Origin of the sequence: Pedobacter nutrimenti, assembly GCF_032678445.1 — a bacterium.
In the GTDB taxonomy this organism is placed as follows: domain Bacteria; phylum Bacteroidota; class Bacteroidia; order Sphingobacteriales; family Sphingobacteriaceae; genus Pedobacter; species Pedobacter nutrimenti_A.
This window is the reverse complement of record NZ_JAVTSQ010000010.1, coordinates 209,275-229,419: the sequence shown is the minus strand read 5'-3', so window position 1 is coordinate 229,419 and position 20,145 is coordinate 209,275. Positions and strand designations below refer to the sequence as shown.

The window sequence follows — 20,145 nt, the reverse complement described above, 5'->3', positions numbered from 1 at the left end:
ACCTGATCTAGACGGCCTGCTTTTGGGCTAAAGGCTGTTTCATTAACATCCACACCAGCCCTACGCAGGCGTAAAGACACAACACCATTACCGGCCCCATGGTTACGGCATTGGTTCCCGGATTGCTTTGTATAAAAAGGGAGAGTAGTGATAAGCCCAGTCCGCCGCCCAGAAAATAAGCTGTTGAGGCGATACTGGAAGCTAGGCCATAATGTTCTGAAGGTATTCCATGTACTGAAATCACAGAGAAGCTGGTAAAGCAAATGGTCATACCCAATCCGGTCACACAGGCAACGGAGAGTAAGATCAATGGCAAATAGTGATCAGACATCATCGAACAGATGAGCAAAAATCCGCCTGCAACCATTAGGGCCATCCCGAGAATACCTGTTTGTTTAACATCGAATTTCTTCATTAAGCTGGGCAGTACAAATTTAGCAACCGCTGCAGAGAGGATACTGAAAGGCACCAGCAATAGACCAGCCTTTGCAGCACTGAAACTCATATCCTTTTGCATCATAAGTGACAAAAGGAATAAGAAACCTGTAAAAAAAGCGCCCAGCAACAAAAAAGCACCTATGCCGGTAATGATGGGCGGTAAGGCTAAAAGTTTAAGATCCACCAATGGCGCAGGGTGTTCTGAAAGCCTTTGTTTGAGTAAATAGATTCCGAGTCCAACTCCTGTAAACAAGGCGAGTAGTCTTCCATAGTTTTCCTGGATATGGCCAATTTCATGAACCCCATAACTCAGCAGTAAAAGACAGATCACCAATAAAAGACCTGAAATGATATCCGGGCGTTCTTTAGTATCTTTCTTAGGATCTGGATCAAGGGCAAACCAGGCAAATATCAAAACCAGCATCAATACCGGCACATTAATAAAGAAGACCCATTGCCAGCCCCAGTAGGTGGCAATCAGGCCTCCTAAAGATAAACCGCTACCAGAACCAATGGCGGCAAATGAACTGAAAATAGCAATGGCTTTACTACGCTCTCTGGTTTCGGTAAAGGTATGGGTCACAATTGAAAGTGCAGCTGGCATAATTAAAGCAGCAGCCATCCCCTGAATGGCACGAAAAAAGGCCAGTAACTCAAATGAAGGAGAAAATCCGGCACCTAAGGAAGTCAGCAGAAATAAAGCTGCTCCTGCAATAAAGATGGTTTTGCGTCCAATCACATCCGAAAGCTTCCCCCCTATGATCAGAAAGCCTCCGTATAGTAGTACATACAAAGTTTGAAGCCATTGCACCTTATCACTGCTCAATCCATAGTGGGTCTGGATAGAGGGTACAGCCAAATTGATAATGGCAATATCCAGAGCTTCCACAAAAATACCTATGGAAGCTATAATAAGAATGATGTTTTTTCTTCGAGTCATACAAATATGGAATAAAATCCTGAACAAAGGTATAACATAGAACATAAATGAAAAAAACTCTTATTTATTTAGAACAAAACACATTAAATAAGTAATTTTACAGAACAAAAGCATAAATCAAGCACAACAATGGACACATCCGCAGAACAAGAACTTCCGGTAAGCCTGGATCAAAAGGATTATGAGATTCTAAAATTGCTCCAGGAAGATGCAAAACAAACCATTCGTGAAATTGCCGGCAAGGTACATTTGAGCCCTACACCCACGCATGAAAGGATTAAACGTTTGGAAAAAGCAGGTGTAATTAAACAATACGCTGCAATACTAGACCACCAAAAAATAAATAAAGGCATCATGGTTATCTGTCAGATCTCTCTGGTGCAGCATAACAGAAAGGCTGCCGGAGAATTTCTCGATGCTGTTCTTCAGTTCGAAGAAGTGGTAGAATGTTATAATATATCAGGAGATTTTGATTTTATGATTAAGATTGTCGTAGAAAGCATGGAGAGTTACCATTACTTTTGTGTAAACCGTTTGGGAGAAGTTCCGGGGATTGCGCAGACCAAAAGTATTTTTGTTATGGCAAGCCTGAAGCAAACACATAGATTGCTGTAATAATTACAAAATGGTGATTTGAATGTTCTTATTAAAGTTTTTTTCCTGCTCAACTCAAATTCAGCAAACAAAAATTCATAGCTTTGAGGCGATGAAGTTATACAGGTTATTTTTGTTGTTATTTCTGGTAGCATTTACGGGTCAGGCCTTTGCACAAAGCAGTTCAGAACTAAAAAAGAAAAAACAAGCGATACAGAAAGAAATCGATCTACTACAAAGGAGTTTAAACACTACAGTTAAGGGTAAAAAACTTACACTGAGTCAAATCAATGCATTAAACACTAAAATCAGTTTAATGCAAAGCAAGATTGATGTGATCAACTCGGAAATGAAAAACCTGGACAGTCAGATTCACGAAAACACCACCATAGTTCATTCTCTCAAAGATCAGCTGGCACAGCTAAAACTACAGTATGCTGCAATGATCAGATTTGCACAGAAGAACAAAAATGCCTATAGTAAAATGATGTTTATCTTTGCTTCCAAAGATTTTCACCAGGCTTACAAACGAATCAAATACCTTCAGGAGTTTAGTCGTTACCGTAAAAAGCAGGCCGATTTTATCCAGGGCAAAGAAAAGAACCTCAACTATAAGATTGTTATCCTCGACAAAAGCCTGAAAGAAAAAAGCAGTTTATTGCAGGAACAGGAAAATGAACAGGATAAGTTAGGTAAGAACAAAGAAGAACAAGCTGCTGCGCTCAACAAACTCGCCAAGCAGGAGAAACAGTATAAACAGGATCTGGATTCCAGAATGAAACAAAGAGCTCAAATTGATAAGAGCATCCAGGCGGCTATCCGAAGGGAAATTGAAATCGCGAAAAGAAAAGCTTTAGAAAAAGCAAGGCTCGAAGCAGCCAGAGCAAGAGCTGCAGCATTAGCTAAAGCCAAAGCAGAAGCTGCAGCATTAGCCAGGGCACAAGCTAAAGCCAGAGCAGAAAATAAACCAGTACCTGTTGCGCCTAAGGTAAAAGAACCAGAAGAAGCGCCTGTAAAAGCTTCTTCTAATTATTTAACAGCAACACCTGAAGCGGCCAAATTATCTTCCGCTTTCCAGAACAACCGGGGCTCTTTGCCTTGGCCGGTGGCATCAGGCTCCATTACTGAAGGATTTGGACGTCACAAGCAAGGACAAGCCAATTATGACAACAGTGGAGTGACCATTACAACTGCACCAGGGGCAACTGTCAGAGCGGTGTTTGAAGGAAAGGTAACTACAGTCAGAACAGCCTTAGGCAGTTATTTTGTTTTGATTAAACATGGAGAATATTTCACCGTGTATCAAAACCTGCATTCGGTATCTGTTTCTCCTGGTGAAACGGTTTCAACTAAACAAGCAATAGGTACCATGCCTTCCGGTGGTTCTCCTGAATTACAATTTCAGATTTACAAAGGATCTGTTCCTCAAAATCCAGGCGGCTGGATTTCCAGGTAGATCTTTTAAATTCCACTGTAAAGGCCAAAACCTTTTGCAAATTCAAGGGTGGATTGTAAAGATTTAATCATAGAAGGAATTTCATCCGGATTGTATTGCCCGATATTTAAGCTGAACCAGGGCAATGTACTTGCGCAGCCAAACCGAGAGAAAGGAAAAAACTCAATGCCTGTCTTTTCCTGCAGATGCTTGCTGATGTCTTCTGCGGTGTTCAAAAATTGATCACAAGGTGTACGTTTTCCTATAATATCTATTTTTAAAGGGAGGTACAAACCACCAAAAAAGCTGGGCCCTAGCGTTTGTATCGGATAGCCATTGAATTTCATTCCATAAACCCCCACATGAAAAAGGGTCATCGCTTCAATAAGCGATTGCTGGAACTTATAGGTACTGGAATTGTATTTCTTAATATTTCTAATGTACTGACCGACATATCGCTGGTCTTCAGGATTTGCCAGGAGTGTATCCTTTTCCGATAAAACAATTTCCATTTTTTGTAAAATCTCTTCCGGACCACGACACCAGACGATATGTAAAGGTCCTGTAGAAGAAAAAGGACGGCACATCGCCTCAGCATAAATTGTATATTCCTTAATCGGACCGAAAATAGAATAACAAGTCAAGACATCATTTCTGAACAAAGTCCTCGCATACATAGCATCAAAGAAAAGATAGATCTTCTTTTGGTGAGCTTTCCTTCTTTTGTTTTCATCCAGGATCATAGCAATAATTTCCTGTAGCTGGTCTTCTTTTAGTACTGCACCAACAGGATTGGCTGGCGAACACAAACAAAGCAGTGCCGCATCTTTTAATAATGGCCGTAGTTTAGGTGATACCGGAAGAAAGTGATCTTCTTCCTCTGTTTCTAATTTCCTGCCAAAGACCCCCGTCTGGAGGGGATTGTTATGGATATACCAGTCCGGACTGGTATAGACAACCACATCTCCGGAACCGCACAGAACCTTAAAACATGCATCAATCAAAGATTGCTCTTCTGAAGCATAAAGCACTTTTTCTCCTGACATTCCAATCTGTGGAGCATCGCTGTTGTCTATAAAAAACTCTGGAGGTAAAGGGTAAAATTTAACATTTGCACCATCCCTGGTGAGGCGGCCAATCTTTTTTCCAGCAGGCTGATTTCCCATACTGCAAATCTATAATTTAATTTATTTATCCATTAGATATTTTAAACAGTAAATAAATTACAAAAATTAATTTATTCATCAGTTATTGCTTTATTTTTTGTAATTTTTGTTCCAAAATATAGAACCACAGGAGCTAAAAGATTTGTTTTAACCCATATTTTACTTCGTTCAGACTTATCAAGCTGTTTTGCCAGGGTAGGTGAAATGAAATAATAAAAACGCACAAAGAGTCTTCCTGCTAAAAAAGGCATTAATTTTTCATCTCTGTAACGACGCAAAACCCTCACTTCGACAGCATCGTAATTTCCATAGCAAACGGTAGCTATAAAGCATCCTGTTTTCGGCTTTTGTTCCTGCTGACCTTTTATAATTCCTTCTATCTGTGTATCCCTATTGTTCAACGGAGATTTTGAAACCGGCCTTACCTCTCCTTCCTGCAGACTATTTACATAGTCTACACTATCTTTAAGCCCGGCACCGGTATGGTCTTTATACAATTTGACTGCATCTATTTTCTTTCCATGGAGCAGCAGAGAGGTTAATTCTGCATCCAAATTTTCGTGAAATGACCTTTCACTTCTACTAATTGAACTCGTTCCGCTTTCCCTAAAGTGATCAACAAAGTCTTTTGCTTCCTTCAGGCCGCATTTGGCAGCGTCCATGACTAATTTAACCGCTTCAACTTTCCTGTTGCGCTGAAGTAACAAGAGTACCTGTGCTTCCTGGTCTTTTGAGATAATGATCATATCTTCAAGTCCTCAAACAGAGTACCACAATTTAAATTCGTATCTTTTTCATAAAAAAAGCATCTATTTAAAAACTATTTCTATCTTTGCGGCCCTAACGATGCGGAAGTGGCGTAATTGGTAGCCGCACCAGACTTAGGATCTGGCGCTTCACGGCGTGGGGGTTCGAGTCCCTTCTTCCGCACAAAAACAAAAAGCCTTAAAATATTTTAGGGCTTTTTGTTTTTGTAAAGCTCAACTTTCCGGCTCAAATAAAAAGACACAGGTTTCCAAATTACAGATTACGCATCAGATGAGATCCTGAAAATGTGTGATTGAAATAGGATTGTTTATATTTATGCCTTAATCTATACTTATGTCATTAGCATCTTTAAAAGCACTTTATTCGCGCGATTTAAATAAACTTAAACTCGAAATAGAATCTTATCAGAATGAACACAACCTGTGGCTCATTGAAAAAAACATCCTGAATTCGGCTGGAAACCTTTGTCTGCACCTTGCAGGCAACCTCAATACCTTTATTGGAAAAGAACTCGGACATACGGGATATGTTAGAGACAGGGATTTGGAGTTTTCATTGAAGAATGTACCCCGCGCGGAGCTGATCCGTCAAATTGACCAGGTAACCATAATCGTTGACGAAACACTGAACCAACTCCGGGAGGAAGATTTGCAAAAGCCCTATCCTGTCCTGGCCCGCCCGGAACAGGAATCGGTAGAATATATGCTGATCCACCTGGCTATGCACCTTTCCTATCACCTGGGTCAGATTAATTACCACAGGCGTTTATTAGACGTTTAACAGGGCTTTTATTAAGCTAATCTTTTTGTATCTTTGTCGCAAATGCAAGCCGTTCTATCGCTGCGATTTATCGGAGAGGAAAGTCCGGGCAACGCAGAGCATCTCGCTTCCTAACGGGAAGAGGTTCAGGGTTGAATACCTGAATTATGGAAAGTGCCGCAGAAAATACACCGCCGATGGCTTAGGCACAGGTAAGGTTGAAATCGTGAGGTAAGAGCTCACGAATTTTCCGGGTGACCGGAGAGTTGGTAAACCCCGGGAGTTGAAAGACCAAATAGGCTAACGCATGTAGGGCTGCTCGTCCGATGTTAGTGGGTAGGTCGTTAGAGATAAATGGCAACATTTATACTGGATTAATGATAGAACTTCCAATAAAATGGATGACAGAACCCGGCTTACAGGCTTGCATTTTTTTACTTTTATCCTTGTTTAATGATAAAAGTAAATATATTCGTACTCAGTAATAAAGAATATTTTGTATACCTATGGCGAAATTATTAATAATCGATGATGAGCGGGCGATCAGAAGTACTTTACGTGAAATTCTGGAATATGAGAATTATGACGTAGAAGATATTGATAACGGCGTTGACGGTCTAGAACTCATCAAAAAAAAGAAATTTGATCTCGTATTATGCGATATCAAAATGAATAGAATGGACGGAATGGAAGTCCTGGAGCAGGCATTGGCCCACAGCCCTGATCTTCCATTTATAATGATATCTGGTCATGGCACAGTAGAAACAGCCATTGAAGCAAGCAAAAAAGGCGCTTTTGATTTCATTTCCAAACCACCGGATCTGAACCGCTTACTGATCACTGTTAGAAACGCTCTGGACAGGGGTACATTAGTGACCGAGACCAAAGTATTAAAAAGAAAGGCCAGCAAAACCCGCGACATTCTGGGCAGCTCCGAATCTATCAATAAAATTAAAGAAACTATTGAACGCGTAGCTCCTACAGAAGCCCGTGTATTAATTACTGGTGCCAATGGAAGTGGAAAAGAATTGGTTGCACGTTGGTTGCACGAAAAGTCTCAGAGAGCAGACAGCCCTTTAATAGAAGTCAATTGCGCCGCAATCCCTTCTGAATTGATAGAGAGCGAATTGTTTGGTCATGAAAAAGGTTCTTTTACTTCGGCAGTTAAACAACGTATCGGAAAATTCGAACTGGCTAACGGAGGGACATTATTTCTGGATGAAATTGGAGACATGAGTCTTTCTGCCCAGGCCAAAGTACTTCGTGCACTTCAGGAACATAAAATTACCCGTGTAGGTGGTGAAAAGGAACAGGAAGTAAATGTGCGCGTCTTGGCCGCTACCAATAAGGATTTGTTAAAAGAAATTGAAGATGGTAATTTCCGTATGGATTTATACCACCGCTTAAATGTAATTAATATTCATGTACCTCACTTAACTGAGCGCATTGAAGATATTCCGGTTATTGCCCAGAACTTTCTAGAGGAGATCTGCAGAGACTATGGTATGCCGGTAAAAACCATCAGCGATGAAGGTATGGTGGCATTACAAAGACTGCCATGGTCAGGGAATGTCCGCGAACTCCACAACATGATTGAACGGTTGATCATTCTGAGTGATAAAGTGATCACTGGTCATGATGTTACTGCTTTTGCCAATCCAGGCGGTGGTACCAATATTGGAGCGGCACACAGTGTACATTCTGCAGTAACCTCTTCCAATGGAACTCCTGATTATGAAAAATTCAATAATTTCCAGGATTATAAAGACCATGCAGAGCGTGAATTCATTAAGTTCAAACTGGAGAAAAACAACTGGAATGTATCTAAAACTGCAGATGACATAGATATACAAAGAAGTCATCTTTACAGTAAGATTGAAAAATTTGGACTGAAAAGAGTTACAGAATAATCGAGGTTCAGCTCATAAAAAAATCCCCTGAGATAATCAGGGGATTTTTTTTGTTTCTTATTACTCCATATAGTCAGCCTGCCGGCTCAGCAAGGCCCTGTATTTATTAAAGATCGAGGTCTTAGATACAAACCCAACATACCTGCCCTGCTCATCTACCACTGGTAACAACCAGGCATTCTGGGTTTCCATTTTGGTGAGTACAGTTTTTAAAGCATCATTGCTTACCACTATTTCCGGAGCAGGATGCATAAGCTCGCTCACCGATAACTCTTCCTCGCCTGGTTTAATGGTAATTTTCAGGATATCCTCCATATAAATCAATCCAATAAATATCTCATCAGCATCCACGATTGGAAATAAGTTACGTTTAGCCTGCAGAATCTCTCCCATTTTTTCGGACAGCGCATCTGATTGCTTCAACACCAGATAATCCTTTTCAATCAGGTATTTCAGTTTCATCATATTCAGTACTGTTGTATCTTTATCTTCATGTGATAAAAGAGCACCACTTTCTGCCAGTGGTTTGGTATATATCGAATATTTATTTGCACTCCTGCTGATGAAATAGGAAATTGCGGAGGTGATCATCAAAGGCACCATTAAGATATAACCTCCTGTAATTTCTGCGATGAGGAAAATCCCGGTCAACGGCGCATGCATAATTGCGCTTAAAGATGCTGCCATCCCTGCAACAATAAAATTAGCGACGTTTAAATGAGCAATCCCCAATGTATTGGCCGTAAAAGCAACGAGAAATCCAATTAATCCGCCCATGATCAAACTTGGTGCAAATATCCCCCCATTCCCTCCTGCACCCAGCGTGATCAGGGTTCCAAACGATTTGGCAAATACAGTGATCAGGGTAAAAAGGATAATGGCTATAGGGAAAGTTGCATATTCTGAAAATATACTGTTACTGATCACAGCCGTGTAATTTCCACTTAACAAATTTTTGATGGTCACATAGCCTTCACCATATAAAGTTGGAAAAAGAAAAACCAATGCCCCAAGCATCAGACCTCCGATAACAACTTTCTTATAGGGATGCTGAAGCTTATAAAAGTAAGATTTGACAAGGTAGTTCACTTTAACAAAGTAGATAGAAAAGAAACCTATACAAACGGCAAGCAATACATAAAAAGGTAATGCAGGCATTACCCAGCCTTCAGTAACCAGATAGAAAAGCTGTTCTGTATAAAACAAACGGGAAACCACCGCAGCTGTGGCAGACGCAAGCAACAAAGGTATAAAAGCCGGAATAGTAAATTCAGGCAAAAGAATTTCTATAGCAAATACAATTCCGGCAATTGGACTGTTAAATGCACCGGCGATGCCTGCTGCAGCACCGCAAGCCAGCAGCATGGTTGTTTCCCGATAAGATAGACCAAGGAAACGGCCGATAACAGATCCTATTCCAGCCCCACTGGTCACAATAGGGGCCTCTAGTCCCGTAGAACCACCAAAACCAACCGTTAGGGCAGCAGTAATGACCTGTGAATAAATATTATGAGGTTCAACTTTACTGGATTTCTTTGAAATCGTAAACAGTAATGGGGTTAAGCCCGTTTCAAACTTTCCTTTCCGGATAAACCTTCTTACATAGAGTACAGAGAGCAGGATACCAATCAGCGGAAAAAAAATATATAAATAGTATTTGTAATGCCAGTGAAAACCGCTCTGCAGAAAATCTTCAATATGATGGGTAATCGATTTCAGGGCTGCTGCTGCAAGGCCCGCAAGAATTCCCACAATCAGTGCAGCAATAACGAGGAAGTTTCTGTTTGAGATTTTAGTCCTACGATATTGATTAAGGGTATCAATATAGTTCACCAATCTTACATACATGTTGTTTTATTTAACTGTCAAATTTATCCAGTAGCTTAATAAGCGTTGCAAAATCTTTTGGATATGGGGCTTCTATTACAATATCCTGGTCGTCCATACCTTTAAATACCAAGTGTTTCGCATGTAGCGCGAAGCGCTTCATAATGGGCTGTTCTTCGTCATCCTTTGCTATACGGTATCCTTTTTTGAGGTTAGAAAGGTACACAGGTTTACCTCTGTACATTATATCTCCACAGATAGAAGCACGTTGGGTGGCCAGGTGTATCCTGATCTGGTGCATTCTACCGGTTACCGGTTTACACTCTACCAGAGTATAGTGTTTATAGTATTTTATGGAATTGAAATAGGTTTCAGCCCGCTTTCCTTCTTGTCTGTCAATGGTTACATTTTTATTCCCGTCATTCAGAATCGGCAAATCGACAAAGAGATCATTAAAAACAAACTGTCCATCTACTACAGCATGATAAACTTTATTGACTTTACGCCGCTCAAACTGCATAGAAACATGTCGGTAAGCATCGGGATGCTTGGCAATAACAATAGCACCGCTGGTTTCTTTATCCAGACGGTGACAGACCTGTGCGTCTGAGGAGTATTGTTTAGCGAGGCGAAGGATATTCACCTCGCCGGAACCTCCCCTTTCGTCTAATGAAGCAACAAAGGGAGGTTTATTTACAACGATGTAATCATCGTTTTCAAATAGGATTAAGTCTTTAAAAGAGGGATATTTCAAGGATATAGTGTTCTTAGCTGCAAAAGTACTAAGAAAGTTCGAATTTATAACCTACTCCCTTAACAGTAGACACATAATTCTCTCCAAGTTTTTCTCTTAATTTGCGGATGTGCACGTCAATAGTACGGTTAGTTACGACCACAGAGTCTTCCCATATATTTTTAAGAATAGATTCTCTGGTATATACTTTACCTGGTTTGGAGGCCAGGAGATAAAGAAGTTCAAATTCTTTCTTCGCCAAAACTACTTTTTGTCCACCCTGATAAACCAGATAAGCTTCTCTGTCGATGACCAGATCTCCAATTTCTACCTTATTTTCTGAAATTTCATCATTACTTACATTTCTTCTCAGAATAGCATTGATCCTGCTCACCAGCGCTCTTGGTTTTATCGGCTTGGCGATATAATCATCCGCGCCAACATTGAATCCTGCAATTTCAGAATATTCCTCACTTCTGGCCGTTAGAAAAACCATAAAGGTGTTTTTAAATTCAGGGATCGCACGCATTAACCTGCAAGCTTCAATTCCATCCATTTTAGGCATCATGATATCCAGGATAATCAGATCAGGATGTACTTTTCTTGCGACGGCGATCCCATCCTGTCCATTGCTTGCTACAAAAACCTGATAACCTTCTTTCTTCAGATTGTATTCTACTAACTCAAGAATATCCGGTTCATCATCGACTATAAGTATTTTTTGTTTGGCAGTGCTCATATCTTTAATTATTTGTTACGAAAATAGGTAATCAAATGCAGTATTAAGTTAAAAGCAGGTTAACAAATTGTTAACAGGACAAGCTATATTAACATGAATTTAGGATTAAAGTAAGGTTTTATTTAAAAAATCTTCCAGTTGCTCTCCTCTAAGGTTCTTAGCAACGATTTTACCCTGAGGATCAATGATAAAGGAGCTTGGGATCGCTTCGATCTGATAAAGCCTTACAGTAGGACTTTCAAAGTCTTTAAGTTCACTTCCGTGTGTCCAGGTTAAATGATCTGCAGCAACAGCCTGTTTCCAGGCAGCAACATCTTTATCAAGCGAAACTCCGAAAACTGTAAAATTTTTATCTTTAAACTTATTGTAAGCTTTAACTACATTAGGATTCTCCTGTCTGCAAGGCTGGCACCAAGAGGCCCAGAAATCAAGCAGTACATATTTACCTTTAAAATCTGAAAGGCTTACCTGTTTTCCGTCAATGCTAGTCATAGTGAATGCCGGTGCGGGCTGTCCGACCTGAACGGCTTTAAGCTTTGACATCCTGGTTACAAACTCAGTTACCGCAGGATTGCTGCCAAAATTACCTTTGATCTGATCTGCATAAGCCACCATCTCTTTTTCAAAGTCTGCAGGATTAAGTAAATTAATAGCATAGAAACCGGCAAGTGATTTGGTGTTTTCCTGAGCAAATTTTAAGATCTCTTTGTTCAAACCATCCATTTCCTGGGTATATTCCGGTCTTAGGCTTTCCATAATAGCCTCTCTTTTCTCCGGCTGTTTTGCTACCTGATCATCAAATTTCTGCTGAATGGCATTGATCTTTGTCATGTATTTGTTTTTGATCGCATTCAGGGTTTCCAGTTTATCGGCTTCTTCAGCACCGGAAACTTTATAATGCATAGTCTTGTCGTTAAGATCTGCATCGAGTTTAATATCATCGCCATTTTTTGCAATGATCATATATTCATTATGTCCAGCAGAAACTTTAAAAAAGTTAACGTCTGGTGCGGCATGATTAAACTTGAACTCTCCTTTATCAGACAACACGGTGGAATCCAAAGCTACCGGGTTGGCTTTATCTAAGGCGAAAAGATAAACTTTACCCTTAGGTGCTGCATTGGCAAATTTTCCGTTAATCACAAATTTACTACTGTCTTTACAAGCACTGAAGGCTAACCCTGCCACTAAAATGTATCCTAATTTCTTCATCATCATATTTTCCATATATTAACTTAATTTCTCCTGAACAAGTGCATTCACCTTTTCCGGATCTGCTTTCCCTTTTGCCAGTTTTAAAACTTCTCCAACAAACAGGCCAAGAACCCCTTTTTTGCCATTTTTATAGGCTTTTACCTGAGGTTCATATTTTTGAAGTACCTGATCTACAAAGTTATTTAACTCATCCTGATTATCTTCAATTAATAAATTCAGTTCTCTGGCCAAAGTGGTGGCTTCTGAACCTTCTCTTTTTTCCAATTCAGGTAACAATTGTTGCAAAGCGACCTGCTGTGTGATTTTTTTATCGTCACAGAGGTTTATAACCTCTGCCAGCTGAGCGGGGCTTAAGCTGTAATCACTAATCTGAATTTCCCGATCACTCAGTAATGCTCTTACAGGGCCTACCAACCAATTGACCAGGCTTTTTTTATGGTTTACTTTGGTTACTGCCAAATTTAAGAAACTCAACAGGCCTGCATCTTCAGCCAGAATAGTTGCTTCTGAATTGCTGATTCCAAAATCATGAACCAGTTTTTTCGAAATTTCTGCTGGCAAGGCTGGCATCTCTTCTTTTAATTGTTTTAGCCATTCGTCAGAAATGACTATTGGTGCCAGATCCGGATCTGGAAAGTAGCGGTAATCATTCGCTTCTTCTTTACTCCGCATAGGTGAGGTTGTTCCTTTCTCTGCATCAAAGTTCAGGGTGCTTTGAATGATTTCCCCTCCGGAACTTACAATTACACTCTGGCGGCCAAATTCATGATCCATTGCACGCCTTACATTTCTGATAGAGTTTAAGTTTTTAACTTCACAACGTGTACCGAAAGCCTGAGTACCAACTTTACGGATAGAAATATTGGCGTCACAACGAAGACTTCCCTCTTCCATGTTTCCGTCACTGACATTAAGATGCCTTACCAGCTTTCTCATTTCGGTGAGCAACGCAGAGGCCTCTTCTGAACTTCTGATATCTGGTTCTGTAACAATTTCTATTAAAGGTACCCCAGCCCTGTTCAGGTCTACAAAAGAATAAGAGGCATTCTGATCATGTAAACTTTTACCTGCATCCTCTTCCAAATGAATGCGGTTGATCCCGATACGTTTGGTCTCTCCATTCCCAAGAACAACATCAAGGTAACCATTTTGACAAATGGGTTTATTATCCTGTGTAATCTGATACCCCTTCGGCAGATCGGCATAAAAATAATTCTTACGATCAAAAAAATTGGTTTGATTGATTGTGCAATTCAATGCCAGTCCCATTCTTACCGCTTTAGCCACTACCTCCCTATTCAGTTTTGGCAATGCTCCTGGCAAAGCAAGTGACACAGGAGAAATGTGTTCATTAGGTTTGGCGCCAAAGGAAGCGCTATCTGATGAAAATATTTTAGTATTGGTATTTAACTGTACATGGATCTCTAAACCTGATACCAGTTCAAATTCTGAAGTTTCGGCTGCCTTAGTGGTACTCATTTAAGGGGTTATATATGTAACAAAATTTATTTGTCTCCATTGCAAATATAACCAAAATAGTGGTACGAGAGGATTTCTATCAAATAGTTACATTAGATGGAGATTTAGAATTAAACCTTGGCACAGACTTTGAATCAAAGCATATACACACACAAATAAAATAAGGCTATGAAAAAATTAATTGTATTTGCATTGATCGGTTTTGCCGCAATTGCTGTAACGCCTGCTAAAGCACAGGTTAGCGTTAGTATTAACATAGGCTCTCAACCTGCATGGGGACCAAGAGGTTATAACCATGTAGATTATTATTATTTACCAGAGGTACAATCTTATTACTATGTACCCACAAGACAGTTCATTTATTTAAGCGGAAACAGATGGATTCATGCCCGTTATTTACCATCAAGATACAGAAACTACGATCTTTACGGAGGACGGAAAGTTGTAATCAACGGAGATCGTCCTTATTTACAACATAATGTTTACAGAACCCGTTACGCAAGTAATACTTATGTATACAACCGACCTCAACGGGTAGTTTACAGAGATTACGGACGTGACAACAGGCATTGGGATAACGGACGTGGCAGAGGTCACGACAACAACTGGGGAAGAGGCCACGATAACGGTCACGGACGAGGTCATGATAATGACCATGGAAATGGACGAGGTCATGGAAGACACTAAATAAAAAAGGCATCCGAATGGATGCCTTTTTTATTTAGTGTCTTCGCTAAAGAATAAAATCCAGACGACAAGCCTAAAAAATAATAATCTGTAAATCAGATAATTAATAAATTATTTAAAAAATTTTAAAAAAAGATAAAACATTTAAGCAATATCCTTCGTTATAGTTGCAGTTTGTTTGGTTTAGGTTGATCTGTGGTGGATTAACCATCTTTAAACAGGGATGACTCTCATAGTCCATCCCTGTTTCCTTTTTAAGGCTACACCTTTAACCATCCCGTAATACTCATTCTGGCTGTATTGGTTAATAAAACTTCATGCTCCAGTTCACTGCTTTGAAAAAAAACACATGTTCTGTTCAAAGGACTGATCATTTGCAAATGATCTGAATGGTGTATGCACAATTCTCCTCCGTCACTTTCTTTCCAGTCTTCATTTAAATAAATAATCATGGAGTACTTTCGGCTTCCATCGTTTTGAAACTGGTCAAGATGTTTTTTATAGAAACTTCCATTTTCATACAATGCGTAATGAAACTCATATCCCTTTATCCCGGCATAACAAGTATCATTTAAGTAAATAATAAAACGATCTATACAGTCGAAGAAGCTATTTTCATAACTATTATTATGCTTACGGTCCAACCAGTAGATTTGATCGCTTCTTATCAGCTGATCCTGACGAACAAGTTGTTCATTACCTATTCCCGCATTTCTAAATTGCTGAGCGGCATATAACTCAATAAGGTTCTGTTTCAAGTTAATGGCCAGGGAACTGGTCAGAAAATCATCAGTTACGCCTACTTTATTATCTATAAAACTATCAATGAGTTTACTGAAGATCTTCTGCAAGAAAATTAATTTAACACTACCCCGGGCAAATTGCCGGTATGGGTGAAGATAGGGTTATTATCTAGTTATTCCTCTGTCTTCTTACTAAAATCTCGTTTCGACCATGATCATTCTTTCTGATCTTGAACTTGACTTTTAAATAAGCCAGCATTTCCAGAAATGAAGATGCACTTACGTCCCGTCTTACTTCTCCATTAAATTTAACATCAGGGATATCTCCTTCATAGATCACGTCTGCATCATACCATCTCGACATCTCCCGCATAACACTTTTCAGATCTGCATTACTGAATTGAAAATAGCCATTTTTCCAGCTTATCGATTCATCCGGACGAACTTTAACCAGTTTTAAACCAGTGGCAGTTATCCAACCTTCGTCGCCAGGTTCAAGCCAAACTCTTTCCGGGGTCAAATCATCACTGGCTTTCTGAATTTTGTTTACTGAAGACAATTCCAGATGTCCTCGTAAAAGGGTTACTGTGGTAACGGGATCATCAGCATAATTACTGATGTTAAAATGACCTGCGGTAACCAGAGATTTTTGTGAGGAACTCTTGACAATAAAAGGTATAGAATCTTGTTCATTAACCTCAAAATAAGCCTCTCCTTCTAATTCGACTTCACGGACTGTTGTATTAAATTTATCTGGGTACCGAAGAGACGATGCTGCATTAAGCCATACCTTAGTCCCATCCGACAGCACAATTTTATATTGCCCGCCTCGCGGCGTTTTAATAACATGATAGGCCATTGCAAGTGGATTGGAGTTAAAATTGGTGTCATTTACCAGATTCTCTGTCTGATATAGAAGCTCTCCGCCGGTATTCTCCAGAATCCGGATGCCATTTTCTTTAGTGATTTCGCCTTTACCAATGTCTGACAACATAAATTTCTCCCCTTTGCCTAACAAGAGGATCGCTTTATAGCCTCCCGCATGGAGATCGTGATCTGCAATATTAGAGATGTTATCCAGATCGGGATGATTCTTATAAAATACAGCAGCTACTGCAGTTGCAATAAGGGCAAGACAAGCAATGGTTAGATAGATAAAGGAGCTTCTCTTGTAGAAAGGCGCCAATGTCTCGTCGTTAAGTTCTTCCTGAATGTCAGACTCGTTTTTATTCATAATTTTCAGCAAACACAAAAATAAGCAAATTTTCTTCTCCCTGTATATCCAGTTAGTGTTAACATAAAATATTATATTCTTTAAAAACAAAATAAAAAATATAATATTCTTTTTAAATAAAATTTTATAATATATAATTCTGAATACACTAAATTTGACATTCAAAATCACACTATATATGTCACATTCTTTATCACCAGAGGAAGATCAGATACTTGTTCAGCTCTTAGCTGACGTTAAGCACAATACGGAGTTTTTTATGGGGTATCCGGTTTCAAAAGACTTTAACTATGAGGAATTGATGCCTTTTCTTCAATATCCTATGAATAATCTGGGCGATCCATTTGTTCCTTCTACTTATGCAGTAGGCTCAAGAGAACTTGAAAAAGAGGTAGTGAAATTCTTTGCAGATCTTTTTAGAGCGCAATCAGATGACTGGTGGGGTTATGTTACAAACGGAGGATCTGAAGGTAATCTATATGGTTTGTACCTTGCAAGAGAACTCCATCCAAAAGGAATGGTATATTATTCAGAAGCTACTCATTACAGTGTACAAAAGAATCTTCATCTTTTAAACATGGAGAACATCACCATAAGTACGCAAGCCAATGGGGAGATTGATTATGATGACCTTGAAAACACCATCAGGATGAACAGGCAGATGCCTGTGATCATTATGGCCAATATTGGCACCACCATGACAGAAGCCCGCGATGACATTGGCCGTATTAAAGCTATTCTTAAAAAACTAGCCGTAAAGCATTATTACATTCATGCTGACGGAGCGTTATCTGGAAGTTATAGCGCCTTTGTAGAACCAAGACCTGCTTTTGATTTTGCAGATGGCGCAGACAGTATAGCCATTAGCGGTCATAAATTCCTGGGTTCTCCTATGCCTTGCGGGGTTGTTGTTGCTAAAAAATCCAACCGCGACCGGATTGCGCGTTCTGTAGCGTATATTGGTAGTATGGATACAACGATTTCTGGTTCCAGAAATGGCCATAGTCCACTGTTTTTATGGTATACGATTAAAAAGCTAGGAACAGCGGGTTTAAAGGAGCGCGCTATGAGGTGCCTCGAAGTTGCAGAATACGCCCAGGAACAACTCAATAAAATTGGCATTGAAGCCTGGAGAAACAAAAATTCTATAACGGTTAATTTTCCTGAGCCGCTTTTATCTATAAGAAAAAAGTGGCAATTGGCCGCAGAGGGTGGCTGGTCTCATATTATTTGCATGCCAAATGTGTCTAAAGCCCAGATTGACGAATTGTTAGCAGAAATCATCGTTTCCAGAAAAGACGAATTATCAATACAAAAATATTAGCATTTTTTTCTTGCTGGGTAGTGAGTAAAAATTACCCAGCAAGTCTTAAAAGTTAAAACTAATTGGAAAGAGTCGCATTATCGTCTGAACCGGAACACCATGCCCAGTAGCAGGCTCCCATTTCGGTGAATTTTTAAGAAGACGTAAAGCTTCCATATCTATAGAAGGATAAAGAGAACGATCTACTTTTACATCCGATATACAACCATCTTTTTCTATAACAAAGCTTAGGAACACAATCCCTTTAATCCTATTTGACTTGGCATCAGAAGGGTATTTTAACATTCGTTTTAAATAACGATCAAAGTCTTTAGATCCACCTTTGAATTTAGCCGGAATCTCCAACTGAGTATAATTATAGGTTTTCCCGTCGCAATAGCTTTCTCCTATAATCATCCTCCCTTCCTCGAATTGCTCTTTATACCAGTAATCATTCGCTGAACATTTCAATTTCCACTCTCCACTTTTCAAACCATCCTTATAATCCCCTTCTGTTGTAATAACGTCCCCATTTTTTTGATATGTTCTATCAACAAAATGTCCGTTACCATCCTTAACCATAATATTACCTGCAGAATCAGCCATATATATAACCTTTTCCTTCGTGAAAAAATTCAACTCAGTTCTAAATTTAGTAGCGCCAGTACTATAGTCTATTTGTGATCTCAAAGTCCCATTATTAAAATAGTGATATCCTAATCCGTCTAACATACCAGCGTTATAACGAATGATATCCTTTTTTTTACCATTCCTGTAATAAGATGCATAAGGCCCTTCATAAGTCACTGGTACTACCGTTGAAGTGTACCCTATCGTTTTCCTTGTACCGCTTGGATAGTACTCCAACAACTTAAAATTGACATCACCAGAGTCTGGTTCCTGAACAATGCGAATAAAATCTGCACTGTCCTTTTCCTTAACTTCTCGTTCATTATTTTTCAAAAAAAATACATATTGCCTTTGAGCATTTACTGTAGTGAAAAGGCCTGTAAGTATGAGCGCTAGTATTATTTTTTTCATTGTACTAAAAATTTGCTTTCAATTGTAGTGAAATAATCATTGAAGGAACAACTTCACAAGTTGATTGAATAGTTGAATTATTATGATAAAATAACTAATCAACTACTTAAGGCAAAGAAAAACTAAATGGGATATTAAGTCTCATACTCGTAGGGATTCCATGGTGCAAACCAGGAACCCATTTTGAAGATTTGAGGATGACACGCATGGCCTCCCGGTCTAAAGAGGGGTGAACTGAGCGATCCACTGTTAGTCCTGTAATTGCACCGTCTTCTTCTATAGTAAAGCTTAAAAATACCCTTCCCGTGATTTTGGCATTAGCAGCGTCATTAGGGTATCGTAGTTCATTGACTAAATACTTATTATAAAATATCTCCATCCCCCCTTGATATTCAGGCTGCTTTTCTCCTACAGTATACTTATATCCTACTCCATCCTTAAAGCTTTCACCATGCAGCATTTTCCCCAGTTCAAACTGTTCTTTATACCAGTAATTACCAGAGGAACTTGTCATTCTCCATTCTCCCTGCTTCAGTCCGTCTTTATAATCGCCTTCTTCGGTAAGTACTTCCCCGTTCTTTTTATATTCTCTCAGAAAAACATGACCATTTCCGTCCTTAACCATTACATTTCCGACAGAATCTGCCAAATAAACCAATTTTTCTTCGTTCCCAAACGGAAGGCTCGTCTGATTAGGGAAAGCAGGACGAATCGGTTCCCCGGAATAATCAACTTGCTTTTGTAGAATGCCACTGTCAAAAAAATAATAAGCAGGTCCTGCCAACCATCCCCTGTTATAATTAACAGAGGAAACCTTTTTACCACTTTTGCTATAAGATATATAGGGCCCTTCAAATTTCAACGGCATTACTGTTGAAGTGTAGCCTATCGTTTTCTTTTTACCATCCGGATAGTACTCCAGTAATTTAAAATTGACATCGCCAGAATCTGGTTCCTGAATAATGCGTATAAAATCTGCGCTGTCTCTTTCCTTCATCTCTTTACCATTATTTTTCAGAAAATAAACATTTTGTCTTTGGGCGCGTACAGCGGTGAACAGACTGATAAGTATAATCGAGAGCATCAATTTTTTCATGAGAATGCATTTTAAAAGCTGCCATGGCTTAGCCCAAA

18 protein-coding genes, 1 tRNA gene and 1 other RNA gene are annotated in these 20,145 nt (G+C 39.4%); 8 read left to right on the top strand and 12 right to left on the bottom strand.

Annotation, left to right across the window (positions count from 1 at the left end; genetic code table 11):
• Positions 1-7: 7 nt before the first annotated feature.
• Positions 8-1,378, bottom strand: a complete 1,371-nt coding sequence (locus tag R2S08_RS19365; RefSeq protein ID WP_316836672.1) for an MFS transporter — start codon at positions 1,376-1,378, stop codon at positions 8-10.
• A 129-nt stretch (positions 1,379-1,507) separates the two neighbouring features.
• On the opposite strand from R2S08_RS19365, the gene R2S08_RS19360 reads away from it, so the two are divergent.
• Both R2S08_RS19360 and R2S08_RS19355 read left to right on the top strand, forming a co-directional pair.
• Positions 1,508-1,993: an Lrp/AsnC family transcriptional regulator gene (locus R2S08_RS19360; RefSeq protein WP_316836671.1), complete on the top strand. Its 486-nt coding sequence runs from the start codon at positions 1,508-1,510 to the stop codon at positions 1,991-1,993.
• A 91-nt stretch (positions 1,994-2,084) separates the two neighbouring features.
• Positions 2,085-3,428 carry a murein hydrolase activator EnvC family protein gene (locus R2S08_RS19355; RefSeq protein ID WP_316836670.1) on the top strand — a complete coding sequence of 448 codons (1,344 nt, stop codon included), beginning with the start codon at positions 2,085-2,087 and terminating at the stop codon, positions 3,426-3,428.
• A gap of 5 nt (positions 3,429-3,433) precedes the next feature.
• On the opposite strand, the gene R2S08_RS19350 is transcribed toward R2S08_RS19355, so the two are convergent.
• Together R2S08_RS19350 and R2S08_RS19345 are read right to left on the bottom strand one after the other, a co-directional pair.
• Entirely contained in the window at positions 3,434-4,573 is a 1,140-nt protein-coding gene (locus R2S08_RS19350) for an aminotransferase class I/II-fold pyridoxal phosphate-dependent enzyme (RefSeq protein WP_316836669.1), read from the bottom strand.
• A gap of 71 nt (positions 4,574-4,644) precedes the next feature.
• Positions 4,645-5,319, bottom strand: coding sequence for a CFI-box-CTERM domain-containing protein (locus R2S08_RS19345; RefSeq protein ID WP_316836668.1), 675 nt, complete (start codon positions 5,317-5,319; stop codon positions 4,645-4,647).
• A 102-nt stretch (positions 5,320-5,421) separates the two neighbouring features.
• Here R2S08_RS19345 and R2S08_RS19340 point away from each other — a divergent pair.
• From R2S08_RS19340 to R2S08_RS19325, 4 genes are all read left to right on the top strand, one after another.
• Positions 5,422-5,503 (top strand) — tRNA-Leu (locus tag R2S08_RS19340).
• A gap of 171 nt (positions 5,504-5,674) precedes the next feature.
• The gene (locus R2S08_RS19335) at positions 5,675-6,121 is read left to right on the top strand and encodes a DinB family protein (protein WP_316836667.1); all 447 of its coding nucleotides are present in this window, start codon (positions 5,675-5,677) and stop codon (positions 6,119-6,121) included.
• A gap of 41 nt (positions 6,122-6,162) precedes the next feature.
• Positions 6,163-6,535, top strand: an RNA gene (rnpB, locus tag R2S08_RS19330) — RNase P RNA component class A.
• A gap of 71 nt (positions 6,536-6,606) precedes the next feature.
• Positions 6,607-8,010 carry a sigma-54 dependent transcriptional regulator gene (locus R2S08_RS19325; RefSeq protein WP_316836666.1) on the top strand — a complete coding sequence of 468 codons (1,404 nt, stop codon included), beginning with the start codon at positions 6,607-6,609 and terminating at the stop codon, positions 8,008-8,010.
• A 60-nt stretch (positions 8,011-8,070) separates the two neighbouring features.
• On the opposite strand, the gene R2S08_RS19320 is transcribed toward R2S08_RS19325, so the two are convergent.
• The 5 genes from R2S08_RS19320 to gatB form a co-directional block, all read right to left on the bottom strand.
• Positions 8,071-9,858 (bottom strand): chloride channel protein, encoded by a 1,788-nt coding sequence (locus R2S08_RS19320; RefSeq protein ID WP_316836665.1) that lies wholly within the window; start codon positions 9,856-9,858, stop codon positions 8,071-8,073.
• A 10-nt stretch (positions 9,859-9,868) separates the two neighbouring features.
• Positions 9,869-10,591: an RluA family pseudouridine synthase gene (locus tag R2S08_RS19315; RefSeq protein WP_108553552.1), complete on the bottom strand. Its 723-nt coding sequence runs from the start codon at positions 10,589-10,591 to the stop codon at positions 9,869-9,871.
• Between the two features lie 28 nt (positions 10,592-10,619).
• Positions 10,620-11,309: a response regulator transcription factor gene (locus R2S08_RS19310; RefSeq protein WP_108553553.1), complete on the bottom strand. Its 690-nt coding sequence runs from the start codon at positions 11,307-11,309 to the stop codon at positions 10,620-10,622.
• Positions 11,310-11,414: 105 nt separating this feature from the next.
• On the bottom strand, positions 11,415-12,527 hold the full coding sequence (locus tag R2S08_RS19305) for a TlpA disulfide reductase family protein (RefSeq protein ID WP_316836664.1): 1,113 nt from the start codon (positions 12,525-12,527) through the stop codon (positions 11,415-11,417).
• A gap of 12 nt (positions 12,528-12,539) precedes the next feature.
• Positions 12,540-14,003, bottom strand: coding sequence for an Asp-tRNA(Asn)/Glu-tRNA(Gln) amidotransferase subunit GatB (gatB, locus tag R2S08_RS19300; RefSeq protein ID WP_316836663.1), 1,464 nt, complete (start codon positions 14,001-14,003; stop codon positions 12,540-12,542).
• Between the two features lie 168 nt (positions 14,004-14,171).
• Here gatB and R2S08_RS19295 point away from each other — a divergent pair, with 168 nt between their 5' ends.
• On the top strand, positions 14,172-14,690 hold the full coding sequence (locus tag R2S08_RS19295; protein WP_316836662.1) for a hypothetical protein: 519 nt from the start codon (positions 14,172-14,174) through the stop codon (positions 14,688-14,690).
• 260 nt (positions 14,691-14,950) lie between these two features.
• Here R2S08_RS19295 and R2S08_RS19290 read toward each other — a convergent pair whose 3' ends face one another.
• Complete coding sequence (locus R2S08_RS19290) at positions 14,951-15,541, bottom strand: 2OG-Fe(II) oxygenase (protein ID WP_316836661.1); 591 nt, start codon at positions 15,539-15,541, stop codon at positions 14,951-14,953.
• A 61-nt stretch (positions 15,542-15,602) separates the two neighbouring features.
• Positions 15,603-16,667, bottom strand: a complete 1,065-nt coding sequence (locus R2S08_RS19285; RefSeq protein ID WP_316836660.1) for a FecR family protein — start codon at positions 16,665-16,667, stop codon at positions 15,603-15,605.
• A 178-nt stretch (positions 16,668-16,845) separates the two neighbouring features.
• Here R2S08_RS19285 and R2S08_RS19280 point away from each other — a divergent pair, with 178 nt between their 5' ends.
• The gene (locus R2S08_RS19280) at positions 16,846-17,991 is read left to right on the top strand and encodes a histidine decarboxylase (RefSeq protein WP_316836659.1); all 1,146 of its coding nucleotides are present in this window, start codon (positions 16,846-16,848) and stop codon (positions 17,989-17,991) included.
• Positions 17,992-18,036: 45 nt separating this feature from the next.
• Here R2S08_RS19280 and R2S08_RS19275 read toward each other — a convergent pair whose 3' ends face one another.
• On the bottom strand, positions 18,037-19,011 hold the full coding sequence (locus tag R2S08_RS19275) for a TonB family protein (RefSeq protein WP_316836658.1): 975 nt from the start codon (positions 19,009-19,011) through the stop codon (positions 18,037-18,039).
• Between the two features lie 106 nt (positions 19,012-19,117).
• Positions 19,118-20,107: a TonB family protein gene (locus tag R2S08_RS19270; RefSeq protein ID WP_316836657.1), complete on the bottom strand. Its 990-nt coding sequence runs from the start codon at positions 20,105-20,107 to the stop codon at positions 19,118-19,120.
• Positions 20,108-20,145 lie beyond the last annotated feature (38 nt).

Excerpts from the sequence above, each read along its gene's own strand:
- R2S08_RS19355 (WP_316836670.1), top strand. The coding sequence starts at position 2,085 with ATGAAGTTATACAGGTTATTTTTGTTGTTATTTCTGGTAGCATTTACG.
- R2S08_RS19295 (WP_316836662.1), top strand. The coding sequence starts at position 14,172 with ATGAAAAAATTAATTGTATTTGCATTGATCGGTTTTGCCGCAATTGCT.
- R2S08_RS19360 (WP_316836671.1), top strand. The coding sequence starts at position 1,508 with ATGGACACATCCGCAGAACAAGAACTTCCGGTAAGCCTGGATCAAAAG.
- R2S08_RS19305 (WP_316836664.1), bottom strand. The coding sequence starts at position 12,527 with ATGATGATGAAGAAATTAGGATACATTTTAGTGGCAGGGTTAGCCTTC.
- R2S08_RS19320 (WP_316836665.1), bottom strand. The coding sequence starts at position 9,858 with ATGTATGTAAGATTGGTGAACTATATTGATACCCTTAATCAATATCGT.
- R2S08_RS19285 (WP_316836660.1), bottom strand. The coding sequence starts at position 16,667 with ATGAATAAAAACGAGTCTGACATTCAGGAAGAACTTAACGACGAGACA.
- R2S08_RS19270 (WP_316836657.1), bottom strand. The coding sequence starts at position 20,107 with ATGAAAAAATTGATGCTCTCGATTATACTTATCAGTCTGTTCACCGCT.
- R2S08_RS19275 (WP_316836658.1), bottom strand. The coding sequence starts at position 19,011 with ATGAAAAAAATAATACTAGCGCTCATACTTACAGGCCTTTTCACTACA.
- R2S08_RS19345 (WP_316836668.1), bottom strand. The coding sequence starts at position 5,319 with ATGATCATTATCTCAAAAGACCAGGAAGCACAGGTACTCTTGTTACTT.
- R2S08_RS19365 (WP_316836672.1), bottom strand. The coding sequence starts at position 1,378 with ATGACTCGAAGAAAAAACATCATTCTTATTATAGCTTCCATAGGTATT.
- R2S08_RS19280 (WP_316836659.1), top strand. The coding sequence starts at position 16,846 with ATGTCACATTCTTTATCACCAGAGGAAGATCAGATACTTGTTCAGCTC.
- R2S08_RS19350 (WP_316836669.1), bottom strand. The coding sequence starts at position 4,573 with ATGGGAAATCAGCCTGCTGGAAAAAAGATTGGCCGCCTCACCAGGGAT.
- R2S08_RS19325 (WP_316836666.1), top strand. The coding sequence starts at position 6,607 with ATGGCGAAATTATTAATAATCGATGATGAGCGGGCGATCAGAAGTACT.
- gatB (WP_316836663.1), bottom strand. The coding sequence starts at position 14,003 with ATGAGTACCACTAAGGCAGCCGAAACTTCAGAATTTGAACTGGTATCA.
- R2S08_RS19310 (WP_108553553.1), bottom strand. The coding sequence starts at position 11,309 with ATGAGCACTGCCAAACAAAAAATACTTATAGTCGATGATGAACCGGAT.
- R2S08_RS19335 (WP_316836667.1), top strand. The coding sequence starts at position 5,675 with ATGTCATTAGCATCTTTAAAAGCACTTTATTCGCGCGATTTAAATAAA.